This window comes from Nocardia abscessus NBRC 100374 (assembly GCF_000308455.1).
Taxonomy (GTDB): Bacteria; Actinomycetota; Actinomycetes; order Mycobacteriales; family Mycobacteriaceae; genus Nocardia; species Nocardia abscessus.
In genome coordinates this window covers 1-17,903 of record NZ_BAFP01000260.1, presented here as the reverse complement: position 1 = coordinate 17,903, position 17,903 = coordinate 1, and the positions used below count along the sequence as shown (strand labels likewise).

At 67.7% G+C, this 17,903-nt stretch carries 21 protein-coding genes; 9 read left to right on the top strand and 12 right to left on the bottom strand.

Annotation, left to right across the window (positions count from 1 at the left end):
- Nucleotides 1–37: 37 nt before the first annotated feature.
- Nucleotides 38–262, bottom strand: a complete 225-nt coding sequence (locus tag ON19_RS32340; RefSeq protein WP_043701502.1) for a DUF6374 family protein — start codon at nt 260–262, stop codon at nt 38–40.
- Between the two features lie 66 nt (nt 263–328).
- Entirely contained in the window at nt 329–802 is a 474-nt protein-coding gene (locus tag ON19_RS32335; RefSeq protein WP_043701500.1) for a nitroreductase family deazaflavin-dependent oxidoreductase, read from the bottom strand.
- Between the two features lie 264 nt (nt 803–1,066).
- On the opposite strand from ON19_RS32335, the gene ON19_RS32330 reads away from it, so the two are divergent.
- Nucleotides 1,067–1,525, top strand: a complete 459-nt coding sequence (locus ON19_RS32330; protein WP_043701497.1) for an SRPBCC family protein — start codon at nt 1,067–1,069, stop codon at nt 1,523–1,525.
- Between the two features lie 26 nt (nt 1,526–1,551).
- Here the strand turns inward: ON19_RS32330 and ON19_RS32325 are convergent, their stop codons facing one another.
- From ON19_RS32325 to ON19_RS32315, 3 genes are all read right to left on the bottom strand, one after another.
- The gene (locus ON19_RS32325) at nt 1,552–3,408 is read right to left on the bottom strand and encodes a DNA/RNA non-specific endonuclease (protein WP_043701546.1); all 1,857 of its coding nucleotides are present in this window, start codon (nt 3,406–3,408) and stop codon (nt 1,552–1,554) included.
- A gap of 152 nt (nt 3,409–3,560) precedes the next feature.
- Complete coding sequence (locus ON19_RS32320; protein WP_227954413.1) at nt 3,561–4,019, bottom strand: DUF5994 family protein; 459 nt, start codon at nt 4,017–4,019, stop codon at nt 3,561–3,563.
- A gap of 15 nt (nt 4,020–4,034) precedes the next feature.
- On the bottom strand, nt 4,035–4,499 hold the full coding sequence (locus ON19_RS32315; protein ID WP_043701541.1) for a DUF5994 family protein: 465 nt from the start codon (nt 4,497–4,499) through the stop codon (nt 4,035–4,037).
- Between the two features lie 297 nt (nt 4,500–4,796).
- Between ON19_RS32315 and ON19_RS32310 the strand changes: the two genes are divergently transcribed.
- From ON19_RS32310 to ON19_RS32305, 3 genes are all read left to right on the top strand, one after another.
- Nucleotides 4,797–5,531 carry a TetR/AcrR family transcriptional regulator C-terminal domain-containing protein gene (locus ON19_RS32310; protein ID WP_043701538.1) on the top strand — a complete coding sequence of 245 codons (735 nt, stop codon included), beginning with the start codon at nt 4,797–4,799 and terminating at the stop codon, nt 5,529–5,531.
- A 144-nt stretch (nt 5,532–5,675) separates the two neighbouring features.
- Nucleotides 5,676–5,849: a hypothetical protein gene (locus tag ON19_RS42420; protein ID WP_157229943.1), complete on the top strand. Its 174-nt coding sequence runs from the start codon at nt 5,676–5,678 to the stop codon at nt 5,847–5,849.
- A gap of 70 nt (nt 5,850–5,919) precedes the next feature.
- Entirely contained in the window at nt 5,920–7,125 is a 1,206-nt protein-coding gene (locus tag ON19_RS32305) for a fatty acid desaturase family protein (protein ID WP_043701495.1), read from the top strand.
- A gap of 92 nt (nt 7,126–7,217) precedes the next feature.
- On the opposite strand, the gene ON19_RS32300 is transcribed toward ON19_RS32305, so the two are convergent.
- Nucleotides 7,218–8,189 carry a GlxA family transcriptional regulator gene (locus ON19_RS32300; protein ID WP_043701493.1) on the bottom strand — a complete coding sequence of 324 codons (972 nt, stop codon included), beginning with the start codon at nt 8,187–8,189 and terminating at the stop codon, nt 7,218–7,220.
- Between the two features lie 154 nt (nt 8,190–8,343).
- On the opposite strand from ON19_RS32300, the gene ON19_RS32295 reads away from it, so the two are divergent.
- The 4 genes from ON19_RS32295 to ON19_RS32280 all read left to right on the top strand — a co-directional run bounded on the left by ON19_RS32295 (nt 8,344) and on the right by ON19_RS32280 (nt 10,853).
- Nucleotides 8,344–8,769, top strand: coding sequence for a VOC family protein (locus ON19_RS32295; RefSeq protein WP_043701536.1), 426 nt, complete (start codon nt 8,344–8,346; stop codon nt 8,767–8,769).
- Nucleotides 8,770–8,879: 110 nt separating this feature from the next.
- The gene (locus ON19_RS32290; protein WP_051169526.1) at nt 8,880–9,371 is read left to right on the top strand and encodes a DUF4254 domain-containing protein; all 492 of its coding nucleotides are present in this window, start codon (nt 8,880–8,882) and stop codon (nt 9,369–9,371) included.
- A gap of 242 nt (nt 9,372–9,613) precedes the next feature.
- On the top strand, nt 9,614–10,051 hold the full coding sequence (locus tag ON19_RS32285; RefSeq protein ID WP_043701490.1) for an ATP-binding protein: 438 nt from the start codon (nt 9,614–9,616) through the stop codon (nt 10,049–10,051).
- Nucleotides 10,044–10,853: an RNA polymerase sigma factor SigF gene (locus ON19_RS32280; RefSeq protein WP_043701487.1), complete on the top strand. Its 810-nt coding sequence runs from the start codon at nt 10,044–10,046 to the stop codon at nt 10,851–10,853. The genes ON19_RS32285 and ON19_RS32280 overlap by 8 nt, the downstream gene beginning before the upstream one ends.
- 30 nt (nt 10,854–10,883) lie before the next feature.
- On the opposite strand, the gene ON19_RS32275 is transcribed toward ON19_RS32280, so the two are convergent.
- Nucleotides 10,884–11,375, bottom strand: a complete 492-nt coding sequence (locus ON19_RS32275; RefSeq protein WP_043701530.1) for a MarR family winged helix-turn-helix transcriptional regulator — start codon at nt 11,373–11,375, stop codon at nt 10,884–10,886.
- A gap of 90 nt (nt 11,376–11,465) precedes the next feature.
- On the opposite strand from ON19_RS32275, the gene ON19_RS32270 reads away from it, so the two are divergent.
- The gene (locus ON19_RS32270; protein ID WP_086006760.1) at nt 11,466–13,595 is read left to right on the top strand and encodes an MMPL family transporter; all 2,130 of its coding nucleotides are present in this window, start codon (nt 11,466–11,468) and stop codon (nt 13,593–13,595) included.
- Nucleotides 13,596–13,924: 329 nt separating this feature from the next.
- On the opposite strand, the gene ON19_RS32265 is transcribed toward ON19_RS32270, so the two are convergent.
- The 5 genes from ON19_RS32265 to ON19_RS32245 form a co-directional block, all read right to left on the bottom strand.
- A complete protein-coding gene (locus tag ON19_RS32265; protein ID WP_043701485.1) occupies nt 13,925–14,098 on the bottom strand; it encodes a CsbD family protein in 174 nt (57 codons plus the stop codon).
- 206 nt (nt 14,099–14,304) lie between these two features.
- A complete protein-coding gene (locus tag ON19_RS32260) occupies nt 14,305–15,123 on the bottom strand; it encodes a hypothetical protein (protein ID WP_157229942.1) in 819 nt (272 codons plus the stop codon).
- A 288-nt stretch (nt 15,124–15,411) separates the two neighbouring features.
- Entirely contained in the window at nt 15,412–16,707 is a 1,296-nt protein-coding gene (locus ON19_RS32255) for a bifunctional o-acetylhomoserine/o-acetylserine sulfhydrylase (RefSeq protein ID WP_043701482.1), read from the bottom strand.
- A gap of 48 nt (nt 16,708–16,755) precedes the next feature.
- A complete protein-coding gene (locus ON19_RS32250; protein ID WP_043701479.1) occupies nt 16,756–17,271 on the bottom strand; it encodes an OsmC family protein in 516 nt (171 codons plus the stop codon).
- A 91-nt stretch (nt 17,272–17,362) separates the two neighbouring features.
- Nucleotides 17,363–17,903, bottom strand: a 541-nt coding sequence (locus tag ON19_RS32245; RefSeq protein ID WP_043701477.1) for an AI-2E family transporter, incomplete at its 5' end; no start/stop codon positions are given.

Here is a 17,903-nt window from a genome sequence, read left to right as displayed (position 1 = left end):
TTCGTCGGACCGCATGGGCGCGGCCCGAGGATCACCCTCAGTGAGCGCGGTTGCGGTAGTCGAGACAGGCGCGGCCGTCGGCGGGTGGTTGGGCGGGGGCCATGGCTTCCGCGTAGGCCCGTAGGCCTTCGGCCAGCTTGCCTGCCATGTTCTCGAGTTGTTCCGGCCGCAAGTGCTTTCCGAACGCGGCGGCATCCAGCAGTTGTCTGCGCACGTCGTTGATCTGGGTCCGGGCGAAGGGGATGGGCTCGGGTTGCGGCATGCTCCGGCACCCTACCTCGAGTCGAACGTACTTTCGATACGGTAGGGCGTTGTCACACGTAGACGATCACCGCGGGGTGAGCCGGATCAGCGGGTACTCCCGGTCGGATTTGCGCTGGTACTTCGCGTAGCGGGGCTGAGCGGTGACGATCTGCTGCCATGCCTGCTCGCGCTCGGCGCCCTCGAGGCGGCGCGGGGTCACCGGCACGGTGCCGTGGCCGTGCAATTCGATCGCCGCTCGGTCGGGGTGCGCCATCAGATTGACGTACCAGTCCGGGTGCCCGCTGCCGCCGCCCGACGCGACGATCAGCCGGCCGTCCGCACCGTCGGCGAACCACGTCACCGGCGATTCGCGCTGCTGCCCACTGCGGCGACCCACCGTGTGCAGGATCAGCAGGTCCATGCCCATGAACTTGCCGCCTTTGCGCCGGATACGGGCGTTCGTGCGAGCGTTCATCTTCCGCTGGAACCACCGGGACAACGCCCCCGGCCCGCCGTGCTTGCGCCCTCCGCGATTACCTGCCTGCTGATTCTGTGTCATCTGCTTACCTCCAGTCGGTTCTGGCGACAGCCACGAGAAAGTTCGCTCCGGTCTCTGCCAGTGACGCTAACTCCGGTTCCTCGGCCTGTGCTTCTCGATTCCTGATCGGTCTGTGGTCTCGGCGCTGCGACCGCCGCGAAATAGCGGACGGGTAGCCGACAGCGAGATTTGCGCAAAGCAGGTCTGTGAAGGGCAAGAGCATGTTGACGGATGAAAGGAGCGCCGGGCAGAATCGGCCGCGTTGGTACGGGGGGTGGAGGAGTTATGCGCGTAAAAACCGATATACATTTCGCCGTCGCCGTCGACCCTGCACAGGTCTTCGATGCGGTCGCGGCGATCGAATTGCTTCCCGAATGGTCGCTGTATTCGGATGCGCGCGTGGCCTCTCGCGACGAATCCGGCAGGCCGCAGCGGGTTTACGTCACCGCGGACACCTTCCTCGGCAGATCCGATCTGCAGGTGCTGGAATACGAGTGGACCGCTGACCGCGTGTCGTGGCAGGTCGTGGACAGTTGCAACGGGCTCGGCGGCGGTGGCTGGTTCGAAGTGTCGCGCGACGGTCCGGACACCCGGGTCTGGTATCACATCGAGGTGCACTCCTCCCTGTTGATCCCAGGGCTGCTGCTCAAACGCGGCGTTCGGCGAGAGAGCGAAACCGTCGTGCAGAACTTCATCGAATTCGCCGAGGGATTCAGCGCACCCCCGAATTCTCGCGCGGTATAGCGATCACGTATCGCACCCGGTCGGCCTCACCATCGGATGTCCGCGACCGAGTCCAACGGGGTGGCCACATCTTCCGGTGCCAATCGCAGATCCGCGTTCCGCAGCACCTCCGGGAAGTGGAAGCGGGCCCGCTGCTGGATCTCGGCCAGCGGGACCTGGAACACGCGGAACTCGTCGAGTTCGAGTGCTTCGAGCTGCTCCAGGTTCTGGGTCAGCAGGAAACCGCGGGCCTTCAGCTCACCGTTCTCTTCGAACACGATGACTTTCCAGAACTCGCGCGGGATCTTGACCTGCCGGAATTCCCGGTCGTCGTCGGTGAAGACCGGGCCTCCGAACACGCTGACCTTGAACTCGTCGACGGTGACGTCGGCGAAGACGGCGTCCTCGAGCCGCCCCCAGACCCCGTCGCGCATGCTCTGGTTGAAATCGTCCATCTGCGGGGTGATGTTGGTGTAGAAGAACGAGTCCGTGTTGGCTTTCGCCGCTTCGGGCAGGCTGCCCCAGAGCAGGTCCGCGCGGCGCGCGAGGTGACCGCGATCGAGCCGGTTGTCGCGGTACAACTCGTTGCCGACCTGGATATCCGCGTCCAGGCGCGGATCCTTGACGAAGTCGATCTTCTTTCGCGACAGCTTCTTCATCGACGCGCCATCGATGTTCCAGGCCACCCAGATGGCGAATCGGCGCGAGCGGCGCATCGCGAGGGAGAAGTGCGTGTAGTGCAGGACGTCCGCGCCGTCGAGTGCGGTCGCCACGTCGGAGCGGACTTCGGCGTCCACCTCGGGTAACGGTACCGGTGAGGCGAGGAAGCGGGGGTCGTAGCCTGCAACGACCGCGATTTCCTCCGCGACGGGTGGAGTGAGGGTGATACCGAGTTTCTCGAACACCGATTGCGGCAGACAGGCCAGCGCGTGCTCGTCGGTGTTCGGCGGCATTTCGCCGCCGAAATGCAGTCCGGCCAGTACCGTGCTGGTCTCGCCGTCGGCAGACTTGAACATCCACGCCGATCCCGAGTCGCCCCCGCTGCTGATCTCGCCGTCGACAGGCGGATTCGCCGGATCCGGTCCGATCTCGAAGCCGCCGATGCTCTTCGTGCCCACGCCGGGGTAGCTGAGCTTCGCGACGACGTCCACGCGTCGCACGATGCCGTGGGTGATCTGCGTCGTGCGGCCGCTCTTGATCACCTTGTCGCCCAGTTCGGGTTCGCCGAGCCGGTCCGGGGTGACGTCGAGCCCGCTGATCTCGGCGCTGAACTGCCGGTTCTCGATGGCGGCGACGGCGCAGTCGCCGGCCGTGCCGAGATGGGAGCGGACGAGTTCGCCGAGCCGATTGCGGTCGATCCGGTTGTCGTCGCGCGGGCCCGGCTGCACCACGTCGTCGCCGAGCGCCCCCTCCGCGGTATGCAGGACGTGCCAATTGCTCAATACGTACGGTGTTCCGTCGTCTCGGTCGTAGACGACGCAACCGATCGTCCCGGCCGTGCTGGTGGGATGGCCGACGCTGACTCCGGGAACAATCGGATCCAGACGCGTCTTTCGTTGCGGCGCAACCGCTTCGCCGACCACTCGGAAGGCGGGCTCGAATTTCCGCGGTAGGACATCGGTGGGCACCTCTATCCCGTCGACGGTGACGGTTTCCGGAATGGTCGTCGTGCCCAGCGCTTCTAGTGCCTCCGGTTCGGACACCTTTTCGTTCACCGTGAACTGCACGGCGATCTCACCGGTCGATTTCCCGTCGACCTGCTTGTAGCCGACGCCGATCGAGGAAATATTGGGGTCTTCGAGGAAATCCTCCCCTTTGGTGCGGATGAATGTGCGCAGTGCGCCGAGAAGATGGTCGTTCTCGGCGTGCGACCGGCCGGTTGGCGATTTCTTTTTCGCAGGCATGGCTGACTCCGTGTTCGAGGTGAGCATGGCGGCGACAAGGTGTCGCACCAGCTATTGCCATCATCGGATCGCCGTGCGGGTTTTACACGAGTAGAGAACTACTCGAACTAGGGCAGTTGAAATGCCGCGAAAAGGCGGCTGTGCGCCGTTGGTCAGGATTTCCCGGCCGCACGCCGCAGCAGGTTCTCCGCTTCGGCGGGTGGTGTGTCGGCGGGGATGACGAGGAGCGTCGCCTGGGCGCCGTTCGTGCCGATCAGATGCATCGTGCCGGGCGGTTGACCGGAATCGGGTCCGTGTACCGCGATGCCGTCCTGGCTGTCGATGCGGCGCTGGGTGAGGCTGACGGCGTTCCAGTCGAAGCTGACGCGTGCGGTGTGTCCGAGGCGTGGCGTGAGGGCGCTGATCAGGTCGTGTAGTTCGGCGGTGAGGTTGTCCGTCCATGGCCACCAGCCGCCGTCGACCTCCTCGGGCCCGGTTTCGGATTCGCGCAGTAGCAGGCGTGGGGTGCGAGTGGGGGCTTGGAAGGGTTGCCGGCTGGGCTCGGGCGGGCCGGTGGCGGAGGACATGTCGAAGTGGTTGGTGATCGGGCGGCGGATTCTGATTCGGGGCATGGCGTGTTCCTCTGGTCAGCCGGTCGAGGTCGCGGATTCGGGTGCGACGGCGGCCATCAGGGCCGCGTGGGCCAGATCCGCGTCGGTGGCCGATGGGATGACGCGGAGCACGATCAGATCGTTGTCCCGGCCGAAGACGTACATCGTGTTCCACACTTCGAAGGGATAGGAGTCGAGCCGGACGGTGTGACCACCGTGGACGGTGGTCTGCCGGGGTGCGTCCGACCAGCAGCTGGGGTCGTAGACGACTCGCCAGACGGGACCGAGCCGCACGGCCAGGACCGCGAGCAGGTCGGGCAGCTCGGCGGTCAGTTCACGGGAGCGCGGCCACCAGGCGCCGTCGAAGTATCCGCCACGTTCCGCTTTCGGCTTCAACCGCAGCCGAGGGGTGTAGTCGGGTGGGACGCAATGTCGCGCGTAGGACGGATGCGTCTGTTCGGATGTCGCGCTCGTGCCGCTGCTTCTATGGCGAATTCGCATGTCGTTCCTTTCGCGGTGACCGTCGCGTCGTCGGCCGATGGTGGCGCGATGGATCGGATCGCCGGGCGGTGCGGACGCCGGTGGGGCGGCCTCGACGGGCCTGCGACGGCTGAATTCGGGCGCATAGCTACCGATGGCGGCCGCGATGACCTGCGGAAGCCGATTTCGGCACTGATCGGCGAAGTGACCGGCGTAGTTGCCGTGTACCTCCAGTAGACGCCGAATGCGTCGCCATGTCAACGTTGTAGGTCTACACTCGTGACATCATGTGATGCTATGGCGTTGGAGGCAGGGAAAATGGCCGAACCGATCGATCGCACGAGTGCACGCTCGGGAAATCGCCGCCCCAAGCGGGCGGTCGGCCGTGGCGATGGCCCGGTCACGAGGGCGGGCGTGCTGACCGCGGCGCTCGAGATCATTGATCGGGACGGTGTCGACGCGCTGTCCATGCGGCGGTTGGCGGAGGCGGTCGGCCGGGATCCGATGGTGATCTATCGGCATGTACCGAACAAGGCGGCTGTGCTCGATGGTGTGGCCGAACTGGTGCTGGCGCAGCTGTCGGTCGATGCCGCCGACCCGGACTGGGCGGCGCAACTGCGGGCCCTCGCCCGGGATTTCCGGCGACTGGCGCTGGCGCATCCGCAGGTGGTGCCGTTGCTGGTGACCCGGCCGTTGGCCACGCCGTTGGGGTTGCGGCCGTACGCGGTGGTCCGCAGCCTGGAGGACATCCTCCAGTTGCTCACCCGTGCCGGGTTCTCGGGTGCTGACGCGCTGCACGTCTATCGAGCGGTGTTCGGCTTCCTGTACGGGCATGTTCTCAACGAGTTGCAGGAGATCGTGGAGCGTCCCGAGGAGACCGACGACGTACTGCGCCTGGGCCTGTACCGTCTACCGATAGCGGAGTTCCCTCGGCTGCGCGAACTCGCGCCCATCCTGGCCGCCTACGACGGCGAAGCCGAACTCGAACGCGGCCTCGACATCCTGCTCACCGGCCTGAGCGTCACTTTGCTCCAGCCAGGTCAGGCGCGGTGACACGGCCTGTCACCAATGTACGTCTACGATGTAGACGCGCGTTGTAGCCGACCGTAGACTGGCGACAACCGGTTCACGCATCCGCTGTCGGCCGATCGAAGAGTCCGTGGCCGAGCCGCGCAACCGGAAGACGGGAACTCTCCGATGACCATCAGGGACAAGATCGCGCACCAGGTCCGGGCAGTCCGCACGAGCTTACGGACGTTGCTGGCCAAGCCCGACGAAGACAGCCGTCGCAGAACGGACGTCGGTGGCAGACGTCCCGGCGGCACCATCGCACTGGCCGGACGCAAGCTGAAGCAAGCGTTCACACGCTGACTCCGACCTCGACGGTCCGGAGATGCCAGCCCTTCTCGGCAAGTCCTCCACAAACTCGAGGTAGTAACGAATGGCAATCACGCAGGTCGCGGCCTACGCGCATTTGAGCGAGACGGATATCGAAGCGATGGGGCGGGAGTTCGATGCGATTCGCCGTGACATCTTGGATCGGCGCGGTGCAGAGGACGCCGCCTATATCCGCCGGACCATCGCGTTCCAGCGAATACTGGAAGCGACGTCCCGGCTGGTGATCGGCGGGACCCGGACCAAAGCCGGGTGGCTGTTGGGCACGACGGCGCTGGCGGCGGCGAAGAGCATCGAGAACATGGAAATCGGCCACAACGTGTGCCACGGACAATGGGATTGGATGAACGACCCGGAAATTCATTCCACGACATGGGAATGGGATATGGCGGGTCTGTCGTCCCAATGGCGGTATTCGCACAACTATCGCCATCACGTGTACACCAATGTGGTCGGCATAGACGACGACATCGGCTTCGGCGTGATGCGGGTGACCCGCGATCAGCGGTGGAGGCCGCGGTTGCTGTTGCAACCGCTGCAGAACCTGTTCCTGGCGATGACTTTCGAATGGGGCATCGCCCTGCACGACTTGTACTCCGAGCGCGCTCGCACGCCCGCCCCGGCGGAGAAGGCCGCCCAGAGCAGAGCCCTGATCCGGAAAATCGCGCGGCAGGTCACCAAGGACTATGTGCTCTTTCCGGCGCTGAGCGGGCGGCGCTGGCGCCGCACACTCGCCGCGACCGTCGCCGCCAACGTACTGCGTAACCTCTGGGCGTATGTGGTGATCTTCTGTGGTCATTTCCCGGACGGCGCAGAGAAATTCACCGAGGCCGCGGTGGAGCAGGAGACGAAAGCGGAGTGGTATCTGCGGCAGATGCTCGGCAGCGCGAACTTCGATGCCGGACCGGTGCTGGCGTTCATGAGCGGGAACCTGTGCCACCAGATCGAGCACCACTTGTTTCCGGACCTGCCCAGCAACCGTTACGCCGAGATCGCCGTACGGGTGCGCAGGATATGTGACAAGTACGACTTGCCCTACACCACCGGGCCGCTGATCCGGCAGTATCTGCTGACCCTGCGCACCATCCACAAGTTGGCCCTCCCGGACAGCTTCCTGACCGCGACCTCCGATGACGCGCCGGAGACCGCCTCGGAACGGAAGTTCGACGCTCGCCCGGCGGCCGGTGGCGATTCGTTTCCCCGGCGCGGCCTGCGTACCGCGTTACTGCTCACCGGTCGGCTCCGTCCCTAGGGTGCGGTCCGATCCGGCTCACCGGCCTGGCGGCGCGTCGACCGGAAACGAGCACCGATTCCGTCGCGCCACCGCGCGGCGTGGCGCTCGGCTCAGTAGGAGAGTCGCGCCATGCGGATCTCGGAGATCGACATCCCGCGGCGGCGGAACAGCCCGCGCAGAGTTCCGGCGTTGAGGTAGCCCACCTTGGCCGCCACCGCGTCCACCGTGAGCGGTGTGCTGCGCAGCAGATGCACGGCGCGTTCCAGGCGGATGTCGTGCACGAAGTCGGTCGGCGACATGCCGAGTTCGGCGTGCGTGGCCCGCTGCAGGCTGCGTTCGGTGACACCGATGGCACGGGCGGCCTGGGCGATCCGGAAATTGTCGCCGAGGTGCTCACGGACCCAGCGTTCGAAGGCAGCGGTGACGGAATCGCCTCGGGCGATGATCTCGGGAACGATGAACTCGCGTTGCGGGCGGCCCGCGCCGACCGCGAGGTAGCGCATCGCGCGCTCGGCCAGCGCCGGGCTCTTGGTGGCGATCAGCGACAAGGCGAGGTCCATGTGCGACAGCGCCGCACCGGCGGTGGTGACGCCGTGGCCGCGGCACAGGGTTCGGCCCTCGTCCAGTTCCACGCGCGGATAGCGGCGCCGGAAGCTGGGCCCGAGCCACCAGCTCGTTGTCGCGGGTGAACCGTCCAGTACGCCTGCCTCGGCGAGGAAGAACGTCCCCGTGCAAGCGCCCGCGAGATGGGCTCCCCGTTCGCGTGCGGCGACCAGGCGGTCGAGGACGGGACGGCTGGCCGGTGCGGAGATGAGGTCGATCAGCGCCGTGGCCTCCAAGACGTTCACCGCGGGCACGATCATCAGCTCGAACGCGTCGCCGAGCTCGTCGAGCGGGACTGTCGGCACGGTGTTTCCGTTGCCCGAGCGCACCGTGGCGCCGAACGACGTGCTGTGGACGCGCCACGGCTGCGGCGGGTCGGCGAGTTCGCCGCGCACGCTGTTGGCGGTGTTGAAGGTCTCCAGCAAAGCGGCGTATCCGAAGTCGGCCACGCCGTCCACTATGAAGACAGCGACGTCCATGTCGGGAACAGTACCGAAGATGTCGTTTGCGACACTCGGTTCCGCCGGAATTCTGTCCTACTGTCATCGCGAGACGGCTCGCCTCCGGCGGCACCGGCCCCGGAGCGTCGTTCGAACCGGCCCTACCTCTTCGCACCTGGGAGTTCGCGTGACCATGATCGAAACGACCGGGACCCACCACATCCGGTTGACCGTGACCGACATCACCCGGTCCCGCGCCTTCTACCAGGATGTGCTCGGCTTCCCGATCGCCGCCGAATCGCCGGGCAGCCCGGACGATCCGGCGGTGCGCACCGACCCGATGCGCCTGTTCGGCGGGGTGGTGTTCCAGGCCAACGGCATGTTGCTCGGCCTGCGGCCGGTGGCGGCGGCGACGGACCGATTCGATTCCGAGCGTGTGGGTTTGGACCACCTCAGCTTCGCCGTCCCGGCGCGCGACGATCTGGTGGCCGCGGCCGCTCGTCTGGCCGAAGCGGGCATCGAGCACGGCGAGATCAAGGAAATGGCCGATTTCGGGATCGCGATCCTGTCGTTCTCCGATCCGGACGGTATCCACCTCGAACTCACTGCGCCACTGTGAGTTTGGATGTGCCCCACGCGGGCATGCCCGAACCGGAATGAACGCTGTCCTGATGAAGGCTTCGACGACCGGTCGCAGAATCGGTGGGGCCGTGCCGAGGAGGTAGGCCGATGCTGGTCCAGCGTGCGCGCCCGCGGAAGGTGTACGAGGGCTCGGTGCTGCCGAGTCCGAGCAGTTTGCTGTGCGCACTGGGCGGTCAGCATGTGCAAGGGCCGGTGAGCCGGTGGGCGCGCGAGCTGACCGAACTGCATCGGCGCCGGCGGGAGGACGCGGAGAGCTCGGCCGAGATCGACGGGCGCCGGGCCGAGGTGGTCGACCGGATCGACACGTGGGCGACGCTGCACCTGCCGTCCGCCACGACGGCCGCGCGCCTGCACGACGCGAGCTTGGGCGAGGTGATCGACCGGATGGCCGCCGTCGCGGAGAAGGCGTTCCATCTGCTCATGCACGACGACCTCGGGGGCGAGCGCATGCACGCGGCGTGGACCCGGCTGGCCGAATTGGAGATCGCCTACGCGGATCTGGTGCACGCGGTCACCGACGGCCGTCGCCGCCTGCCGCCGAAGCGGACACAACCGGCGGCGGCGCCGGTGACCCGGTGATCCATGAGCGGCTCGCGGACTCGAGACCTGGCTCGGGCGCCCAGTGCGGTCGTGCCGGGCAGACGCGCTGGTCAGCTTCGTGATCGGTGGTCGCGCAGAGCGGCCGTGCCCGCGTCGGGGCGCTGGATGACCCGCCGCGGCGGGCGGAAACGCGCGTGCTATGCGGTGGCCGATCGCGGCGAGTTGACGAGAGGGCGTAGGCTGGGCGCTCCGAAGGACGGCGCGACTTCTGGGAGCGGTGCATGAGCAAGGCTGAGGGGACTCCTCCCGCCACGACGCGGACCGGCACGATCAGCGTGCGGGTGCCCGCGGTGTCCGAGCAGCTGGCCATGTTGCGTGCCTTGGCCGAGACCGTCATGCTCATGGCCGATTTCGGCATCGATGAGGTGACCGATATCCGGCTGGCGCTCGACGAGGTGGCCAGCGCACTGGTGCTGGACGCGGTGGACGGTGCGGAGCTCGAGTGCGCGTTCGGCTTCGACGGCGACGCGGTGGACGTGCGTGTGTCCACCGTCACGCTGTCGGACGCCAGCCCGGACGAGTCGAGTTTCGGCTGGCACATCGTGGCGACGTTGACGAACTCGGTCTCGTCCACGCGAGGCGCGCACGACTCCGCCGTGGGCGGCTACCCGACTGTCGTCGACTTCCGTTGGGTGCGCGGCGGCTCGAATAATGAGTAGCGAGTCGAATCCGGTCGCTCCCAAGCGTAAAGCGCGGGGAGACAGCTACGACAATATCGAGCCGCTCTTCGCCGAACTGGCCGCGCTGGCCCAGGATGACCCGCGCCGGGAAGCCGTGCGCGCGGAGGTGATCGAGCGCTGTCTGCCGCTGGCCGAACACATCGCCCGCAAGTTCAGCGGGCGCGGCGAGAGTTTCGAGGACCTGCTGCAGATCGCCCGGGTGGGCATGCTCGCCGCCGTCGACCGCTTCGATCCGGGACACGGCGCGACATTTCTGTCGTTCGCGGTGCCGACGATCATGGGTGAGGTGCGCAGGCACTTTCGCGACTACGCCTGGTCGGTGCGAGTGCCGCGGCGGCTCAAGGAAATCCAGTCCACCATCGGACCGACGGTGGAGATCCTGTCGCAGCGGCTGGGCCGGATGCCGCGGGCCAGGGAGATCGCCGAGGAACTCGGCGCGGACCTGAACGAGGTGACCCAGGCGCTCATCGCGCGCAACGCCTACCAGACCTCCTCGATCGATGCCGCTTCGGACACCGACGACGCGGAGTCCGGCGGTCCCTCGCTGCTGGACTCGCTCGGCGCCGAGGACCCCGACTTCGGCACCGTGGAGAACTACCTGGCGGTGAAGCCGCTGCTGGCGGCGTTGCCGGAACGCGAGAAGCAGGTCCTGGTGATGCGCTTCTTCGATTCGATGTCCCAGGAGCAGATCGCCCAGCGGATCGGCTGTTCCCAGATGCAGGTCTCGCGGATTCTGTCGAAGACTCTGAAATCGCTCCGCGAGCAGGCTCTGCGCGACTGACGCGGGTACCGCGGACCTGCCGTCCGGCGCTCACTCGCCGGTCAGTTCGGCGTGATAGTCGCGCATCGCCAGCACGACGGCGACCAGGACGCGGTGCGCGGCACGCAGGTCTTCGTCGGGAAGTCCGGCCATCGCGGCGCGGGTCTGCAGCCCGAGCGGGGTGAAGAAGCCGCGGGCTACGTCCATGCCGTGCTCGTCGTAGTGCAGGATGACCCGCCTGCGATCGGACGGGTCCGCCGCCCGGCGCAGGTGACCGGAGTCGATCATGCGCTCGACCAGATAGGTCACCGCGGACGAGGAGATGCCCATCAGCTTGCCGAGCCCGCCCGCGGTCAGCGGCGCGCCCTCGATCTCGGCGGTCGCGACGTGCATCAGCGCGCGGAAGTCGTTGGCGCGCAGCTGGTTGGACCGCGCGAAGACCTGTCCGATCTGCTCGGAGATCGCGGTGAGCGCGCGGATGTCGGCGGCGATGTCGGCTTCCAATCCATCACGGTCCGGCTCGTCCGCGTTTGATTCCTCGATCAACGGCGCATCCTTTTCCACACGGGACGTCAGCGTAGTTGAGCTGATGTCTCGATTGCTTAATATTTAAGTTTCTGAGAGAGTTGCCGGGTGAGCGCTTGGGATCGCTATGCGTCGTTGGTCACCGCCCGGACCTCGTGGGTGCTGCTCCTGATCCTCGCCGCGGCCTCGATAGGCCTGATCGGCGCGGTGGGGGAGAACGAGACCGCCGGGCAGGCGCCGACCGCGCTACCGTCGTCGGCGGAGTCGGCGCGGGTGGAACAGGCGCTGGACGAGTTTCCGGACGCGGGGACGGCCGCGGCCATCGTCGTCGTCACGCGCGCCGATGGCGGTGACCTGACCGAGGACGACCGCGGCGCCACCGCCGCGGCGGTAACCCGCGCCTCGGGGCGCACCCCGGGGCCTAACGACCTGGTCGCCGCACCGGACGGCAAAGCGGCGATCGGGCAGGTGCCCGTCGAGGCCGACCTGAGCGGATTCGCGCTGACCGATCGCGTCCGGGACATCCGTACGGCCGCCAGGGAGGGCCTGCCCGAGGGGCTGAGCCTGCAGGTGACCGGGGGCCCGGCGTTCGGCGCCGACATCGCCGACTCGTTCGCCGGCGCCAACGTCACCCTGCTGGCGGTGACCGCGGTGGTCGTGGCGGTGCTGCTGATCGCGACGTATCGCTCCCCGGTGCTGTGGCTGGTGCCGCTGATCGTGGTCGGGGCGGCCGACCGGGTGGCCACCAGCGCCGGAACCGCCTTGGCGCGGCTGACCCCGCTGACCTTCGACGGCTCGACTTCCGGCGTCACGAGCGTGCTGGTGTTCGGTGCGGGCACCAACTACGCGCTGCTACTGGTGTCGCGCTATCGCGACGAACTGCACCGCGAGCCGGATCACCGCACGGCGCTGCGGCAGGCGGTGCGGCGCGCCGGACCCGCGATCCTGGCGAGCAACGTGACGGTGGTGGCCGCGTTGCTCGTGCTGCTGCTCGCATCGGTGCCGAGCACCCGCAGTCTCGGCGTGATGGCCGCGCTCGGGTTGCTGGTGGCAATGGTGTTCGTCCTGCTCGCGCTGCCTGCCGCGCTGGCGCTGTGCGGGCGCAATGTGTTCTGGCCCTTCGTGCCGCAAGCCGATGACCGCGACACCGCCGACGAGGGAGTGTGGCACGCGATCGCCGCGCGCGTGGTGCGCAAGCCCGCGCTGATCGCCGGAAGCGCGATCGCGGTGCTCGCGGTCTGCGCGACGGGATTGCTGTCGACGCAGGTGGGGCTTTCGCAGACCGAGCAGTTCCGGGTGCGCGCGGAGTCGGTCGATGGGTTCGACGCGCTCGCGGCGCATTTCCCGTCCGGCTCCTCCGATCCCGCTATCGTTCTCGCGCGCGGCGCGGCGGCGCCGGGAATCGAGGAGGCGTTCCGGCGCACCGAGGGCGTGGTGCTGACCTGGCAGACGGGTACGTCGCCGACCGGGCTGACCCGGTGGTCGGTCGTGATCGACGCGCCACCGTCGTCGGCCCGCGCCTTCGAGACGATCGAGACGCTGCGCGCGTCGGTCGCGCGGGTGCCGGGAGCCGACGCGCTGGTCGGTGGCACCGACGCCCAAGCGCTGGACGTCCAGAGCGCCGCGAGCCGGGACCGCAAGCTGATCGTCCCGCTCATCCTCGTCGTGGTGCTCGTGGTGCTGCTCGTGCTGCTGCGCGCGGTGCCCGCCGCGCTGCTGCTGGTCGCCGTCACGGTGCTGAGCGCGCTGGCCGCGCTCGGATTGGGCAGTTGGATGAGCGAGCACGTGTTCGGATTCCCGGCGCTGGACATCAGCGTGCCGCTGTTCGCGTTCTTGTTCCTGGTCGCCCTCGGCGTGGACTACACGATCTTCCTCGTCACCAGGGCCCGCGAGGAGACGCCGCGATACGGCACCACGCACGGCATGGTGCGCGCGGTGGCGGTGACCGGCGCGGTCATCACCAGCGCGGGCATCGTCCTGGCCGCGGTGTTCTGTGTGCTCGGGGTGCTTCCACTGATCACGCTCACCCAGGTCGGCATCGTCGTCGGCCTGGGCATCCTGCTCGACACGTTCGTCGTGCGCACCGTGGTGATCCCGGCGCTGTTCAGCCTGATCGGGCGCAGGATCTGGTGGCCGAGCGAACTGCGGCTCGTCGAGGAGGACGGCGATCGGCCCGGCGCCCCCGCTTCCTACGCCGATCAGTCGGCCGGTGACCAGCCGGGGCCGCAGAACAAGTAGCCGCCCGGGGAGCGCCACGACTGGCGCGCGTCGAGGTCCACTCGTGGGTGGCGACCCTGGCGGGATCGAACGTCTGGATGTTCGCCAAGAGAAGCGGATGACCGCTCGGTGCGGTCATCCGCTCTGTTCACGCGTACCTTCGCCTTCACTACGGCCGTGCGCAGCGCTGCTCCACCTTGGCTACGGCCGTGCGCAGCGCTGCTCCACCTTCGCTACGGCCGTGCGTGGCGCTGCTCCGCCTTCGCTACGGCCGTGCGGGGCGTTCTACCGCCTTCGCTCGGCCGTGCGCGGCGACTGCGCCGTTGCTCAGGCCATGGGTGGCGCGGTAGTCAGTGCTTGAAGGCGTCCTTGACCTTCTCGCCGGCGTCCTTGAGGTCCGACTTGACCTTGTCGGTGCGGCCTTCGTCCCGCTTCCCCCGGTCGCCTGCCGCCTCGCCAAACTTTTCTTTGGCTTGACCAGCGACTTTCTCGGCTTTGTTCTTCGCCTTGTCGACTGCGCTCATGTCACAACCTCCTTGTGAAGAGACCGGCCGGCCATCTTCAGCCGGTCTCCTTCGCGATAGCCCGTTATGGCGAGGCCAAACGTCCGGGCCTTTCGCGCAAAGCAGAAGACCCGGCGGAAACCGGGTCTTCTCGAAAGTCGTTCGCATCTAAAATTCGACGGGAGTCCGCGATGTGATCCTGTCCCGGAGCGCACCGGGAAAGCGGATTACGCGGCCGGAACCGTAGGCGGCGTGAGAAGGCCTTGCAGCACGCCGACACCCGCGCCGACGGCCGCGCCGACGGCGATGGCGGGGGAGGCGACGAATCCGTAACCGACGGCGGCGCCGAAGGCCATCACGGCCACCGTCCCGGTCGGAAACATCGGGATACCCGCGATGGCGCCGCAGACAGCGCCGATGACCGCACCGATCGAAGCGACCGGCGCGGCTACCATGCTGCCCACCGAGGCGCCGATGGCGGTGGAACCGAGGAGGTCGGCGGCGATGCGGTCGGAGCGGGAGGGCTCGAAGCCCGCCGAATCCAAGGTCTGCGCGATGCCCGCTTCCGGGACCGCGATCGCGTCGTTGAAGATCTTGCCCTGCTCAGGAGTCAGGAAGTCCGGCCGGCCGATCACCACGGAACCCACGCGCAGCGTGCCGGGCGGCGCCTCGATCGGCGCGACGGCGGGTGCCGGTGCTGCGGGATTGGGCAGGTGCAGCCGTTGCGGGAGGATGGGAGCGAGCACGTTCGGGTCCGGCATCGGCCGGTTGATGCTCAGGTCGTTGCGGCCGGCGGAAACCGGAGGCGCGGGGGGCGCCGCCTCGGGCGGAACGAATCCGGGGTCCGCGGGATCGGCCGCCGGGGCGATGACGCCGACGGCAGGCGCCGGGGCGAACGGAAGCTGGATCGAGATCTCCGGCACCAGCGGGTCGGCGGTGGCGGTCGCGGCGCCGACCACCGACAGCGGGATGGCGCCCGCGACGACCAGAGTGGCGGCGCGGCGTAAGAAGGGGTGCGCTGGAGTTTCGGGTACTGCTATGCCCATGGACTTACCCACCTCATTCTGAAGAGGACATATACCTACCTTTCTAGTTCGATTCAGAAAGCCTTACGGATGCGCGAAGCTTCGATTTCTTTTCGATCGAATCGTGCGACCACGGCGAATAACTATGGCGCCGTGGGTATCCGATGGCATTTGCCGTTGCGGTCCGATTTGTTAACGGAACTCACGAAAATCACCCTCGAAACGGGTTTTCGCCCTGCTGTCCGGCTTTCGATCCACATCGCGGACAGGCAAAGCGCCCCGGGGCCGTTCGCCCCGGGGCGCAATGCGTCAGGAAGCCGCCGCGAATCCGGCGCGCAGATCGGCGAGGATGTCGTCGATACCCTCGATGCCGACCGCGAGCCGGACCAGGCCGGGCGTCACGCCCGCGGCCAGCTGCTCTTCCGGCGTGAGCTGCGAGTGCGTGGTGGAGGCCGGGTGGATCACCAGCGAGCGCACGTCACCGATGTTGGCGACGTGACTGTGCAGCCGCAGCGCCTCGACGAACCGCTTGCCCGCGTCCACGCCGCCGGTCAGCTCGAAGCCGATCACCGCGCCGGTGCCCTTCGGCGCCAAGGCGCGGCCTCGCTCGTACCACGGCGAGGACGGCAGGCCCGCGTAGGACACCGAGGTGACCTCGGAACGGGTGGTGAGGAATTCGGCCACCGCCTGCGCGTTCTGCACATGCCGCTCGACCCGCAGGCTCAGCGTCTCCAGGCCCTGGCTGATCAGGAACGCGTTGAACGGCGATACCGCCGAGCCGAGGTCGCGCAGCAGCTGCACGCGCGCCTTGAGCGCGTAGGCGGGTGCGCCGAGGTCGGCGAAGACGGCGCCGTGATAGCTCGGGTCGGGTTCGGTGAAGCCAGGGAACCGGCCGCCGGTCCAGTCGAACTTGCCGCCGTCGACGATCACGCCCGCGATGGCCGCGCCGTGCCCGCCGAGGTACTTGGTGGCCGAGTGCACGACGATGTCGGCGCCGTGCGCCAGCGGCTGGATCAGGTACGGCGTGGCGACGGTGTTGTCCACGATCAGCGGAACGCCGTTGTCGTGGGCGACGCCCGCGATCCCCGGAATGTCGAGGATGTGGTTCTGCGGGTTGGAAATCGTTTCGCCGTAGAGCGCCTTGGTGTTCGGGCGGATGGCGGCCTTCCACTGCTCGAGGTCGTCGGGATCGTCGACGAAGGAGACCTCGATGCCGAGCTTGGGCAGCGAGTAGTGGAAGAGGTTGTAGGTGCCGCCGTAGAGCCTGGGGCTGGAGACGATGTGGTCACCCGCTCCGGCGATGTTGAGGATCGCGAAGGTCTCCGCGGCTTGCCCTGAGGCCACCAGCAGTGCGGCGACGCCGCCTTCGAGGGCGGCGATGCGCTGTTCCACCGCGTCCTGGGTGGGGTTCATGATCCGGGTGTAGATATTGCCGGGCTCGGCCAGACCGAACAGCGCCGCCGCGTGCGCGGTGTCGCGGAAGGTGTAGGAGGTGGTCTGGTAGATCGGCAGCGCGCGGGCGTTGGTGGTGCCGTCCGGAATCTGTCCGACGTGGATCTGCTTGGTCTCGAAGCTCCAGTCCTGGGACGGGTCGGGTTCGGTCATCGGGGTGGTCCTCCTTGTGATGGGCGATCGATCGGGGTGGGGCAGCGGCTAATCGGTGATCAGAGTGGTATCGACCGGAGTGCGTCCGGTGGTGAGATCCAGCACGGGGCAGTGCGCGTCGACGGCCTGCTGGAGTTCGGCGTAGCGCTGCTGGGTGTCGGGTCCGCTGACGCGCACGGTCACCCGCACCGCTTCGAACCCGGCACGGACGTTGTCATCCAAGCCGAAGAACCCGCGCACGTCGAGATCGCCTTCGGCGCTCACCGCGAGGTCATCGATCGTGATGCCGAGGCGCTGGGCCCAGAACCGGTAGGTCACCACTTGACAAGCGATGAGCGACGCCAGATACACCTCGACCGGATTGGGCGCGGTGTCCGCGCCGCCGAGCGCGGGCGGCTCGTCCACGCGCACGGTGTGCTTGCCGAGGCTGATCGCGCTGCCCACCGTTCCCTCCGGAGTTCCGGAGGCACGGAACACCACCAGCGCGTTCGCCGGGTCGTCCGCCACGGCCCGGGCGGTGGCGTCGGCGATGTCGTTGAGCGGGGTGCTCAGATCAGTTGTCATGTCCACTGACGCTAGGAACCGCAGCGGGTGACGGCGATAGTTACATTCGGACTGAGTGCAACGATGGTGCGCGGCTTTTCGCGCGATGCGGTCAGTCCGCGGGCTCCGGCTCGGGCTCCGGTTCCGTCGGCGCGGTGGTGGCCGCGTCGATCTGCTCGCCGACGTAGCGCAGGACGACCGCGGCCATCGCGACGACGGGGACGGCCAGGAACGCGCCGACGATCCCGTACAGCGAGCCGCCCGCGGTGACCGCCAGCAGGACGATGACCGCGTGCAACCGCATGCTGCGGCTCTGCAACACCGGTTGCAGCACATTGCCCTCCAGCTGCTGTACGGCGACGACGATGCCGAGCACGATCAGCGCGGTCACGAAGCCGTTGCCCACCAACGCCACCAGCACCGCGAGCGCACCCGCGACGAACGCGCCGACCATCGGGACGAATCCGCCGAGGAAGGTGACCACCGCCAGGACCAGCGCCAACGGCACCCCGAGGATCACCAGGCCCGCGCCGATGAGCACCGCGTCGACCAGGCTGACCAGCGCCTGGGTGCGGATGAATCCGCCGAGCACGATCCACACCCGGCTGAGCACCTCCTCCAGGTGCTTGCCGCTGCGGCTGCCCGAAACGCTG

Bases quoted from the DNA above. Each gene is read 5' to 3' on its own strand.
- ON19_RS32340 (WP_043701502.1), bottom strand. From the start codon at position 262: ATGCCGCAACCCGAGCCCATCCCCTTCGCCCGGACCCAGATCAACGAC.
- ON19_RS32335 (WP_043701500.1), bottom strand. From the start codon at position 802: ATGACACAGAATCAGCAGGCAGGTAATCGCGGAGGGCGCAAGCACGGC.
- ON19_RS32330 (WP_043701497.1), top strand. From the start codon at position 1,067: ATGCGCGTAAAAACCGATATACATTTCGCCGTCGCCGTCGACCCTGCA.
- ON19_RS32325 (WP_043701546.1), bottom strand. From the start codon at position 3,408: ATGCCTGCGAAAAAGAAATCGCCAACCGGCCGGTCGCACGCCGAGAAC.
- ON19_RS32320 (WP_227954413.1), bottom strand. From the start codon at position 4,019: ATGCCCCGAATCAGAATCCGCCGCCCGATCACCAACCACTTCGACATG.
- ON19_RS32315 (WP_043701541.1), bottom strand. From the start codon at position 4,499: ATGCGAATTCGCCATAGAAGCAGCGGCACGAGCGCGACATCCGAACAG.
- ON19_RS32310 (WP_043701538.1), top strand. From the start codon at position 4,797: ATGGCCGAACCGATCGATCGCACGAGTGCACGCTCGGGAAATCGCCGC.
- ON19_RS42420 (WP_157229943.1), top strand. From the start codon at position 5,676: ATGACCATCAGGGACAAGATCGCGCACCAGGTCCGGGCAGTCCGCACG.
- ON19_RS32305 (WP_043701495.1), top strand. From the start codon at position 5,920: ATGGCAATCACGCAGGTCGCGGCCTACGCGCATTTGAGCGAGACGGAT.
- ON19_RS32300 (WP_043701493.1), bottom strand. From the start codon at position 8,189: ATGGACGTCGCTGTCTTCATAGTGGACGGCGTGGCCGACTTCGGATAC.
- ON19_RS32295 (WP_043701536.1), top strand. From the start codon at position 8,344: ATGATCGAAACGACCGGGACCCACCACATCCGGTTGACCGTGACCGAC.
- ON19_RS32290 (WP_051169526.1), top strand. From the start codon at position 8,880: ATGCTGGTCCAGCGTGCGCGCCCGCGGAAGGTGTACGAGGGCTCGGTG.
- ON19_RS32285 (WP_043701490.1), top strand. From the start codon at position 9,614: ATGAGCAAGGCTGAGGGGACTCCTCCCGCCACGACGCGGACCGGCACG.
- ON19_RS32280 (WP_043701487.1), top strand. From the start codon at position 10,044: ATGAGTAGCGAGTCGAATCCGGTCGCTCCCAAGCGTAAAGCGCGGGGA.
- ON19_RS32265 (WP_043701485.1), bottom strand. From the start codon at position 14,098: ATGAGCGCAGTCGACAAGGCGAAGAACAAAGCCGAGAAAGTCGCTGGT.
- ON19_RS32260 (WP_157229942.1), bottom strand. From the start codon at position 15,123: ATGGGCATAGCAGTACCCGAAACTCCAGCGCACCCCTTCTTACGCCGC.
- ON19_RS32255 (WP_043701482.1), bottom strand. From the start codon at position 16,707: ATGACCGAACCCGACCCGTCCCAGGACTGGAGCTTCGAGACCAAGCAG.
- ON19_RS32250 (WP_043701479.1), bottom strand. From the start codon at position 17,271: ATGACAACTGATCTGAGCACCCCGCTCAACGACATCGCCGACGCCACC.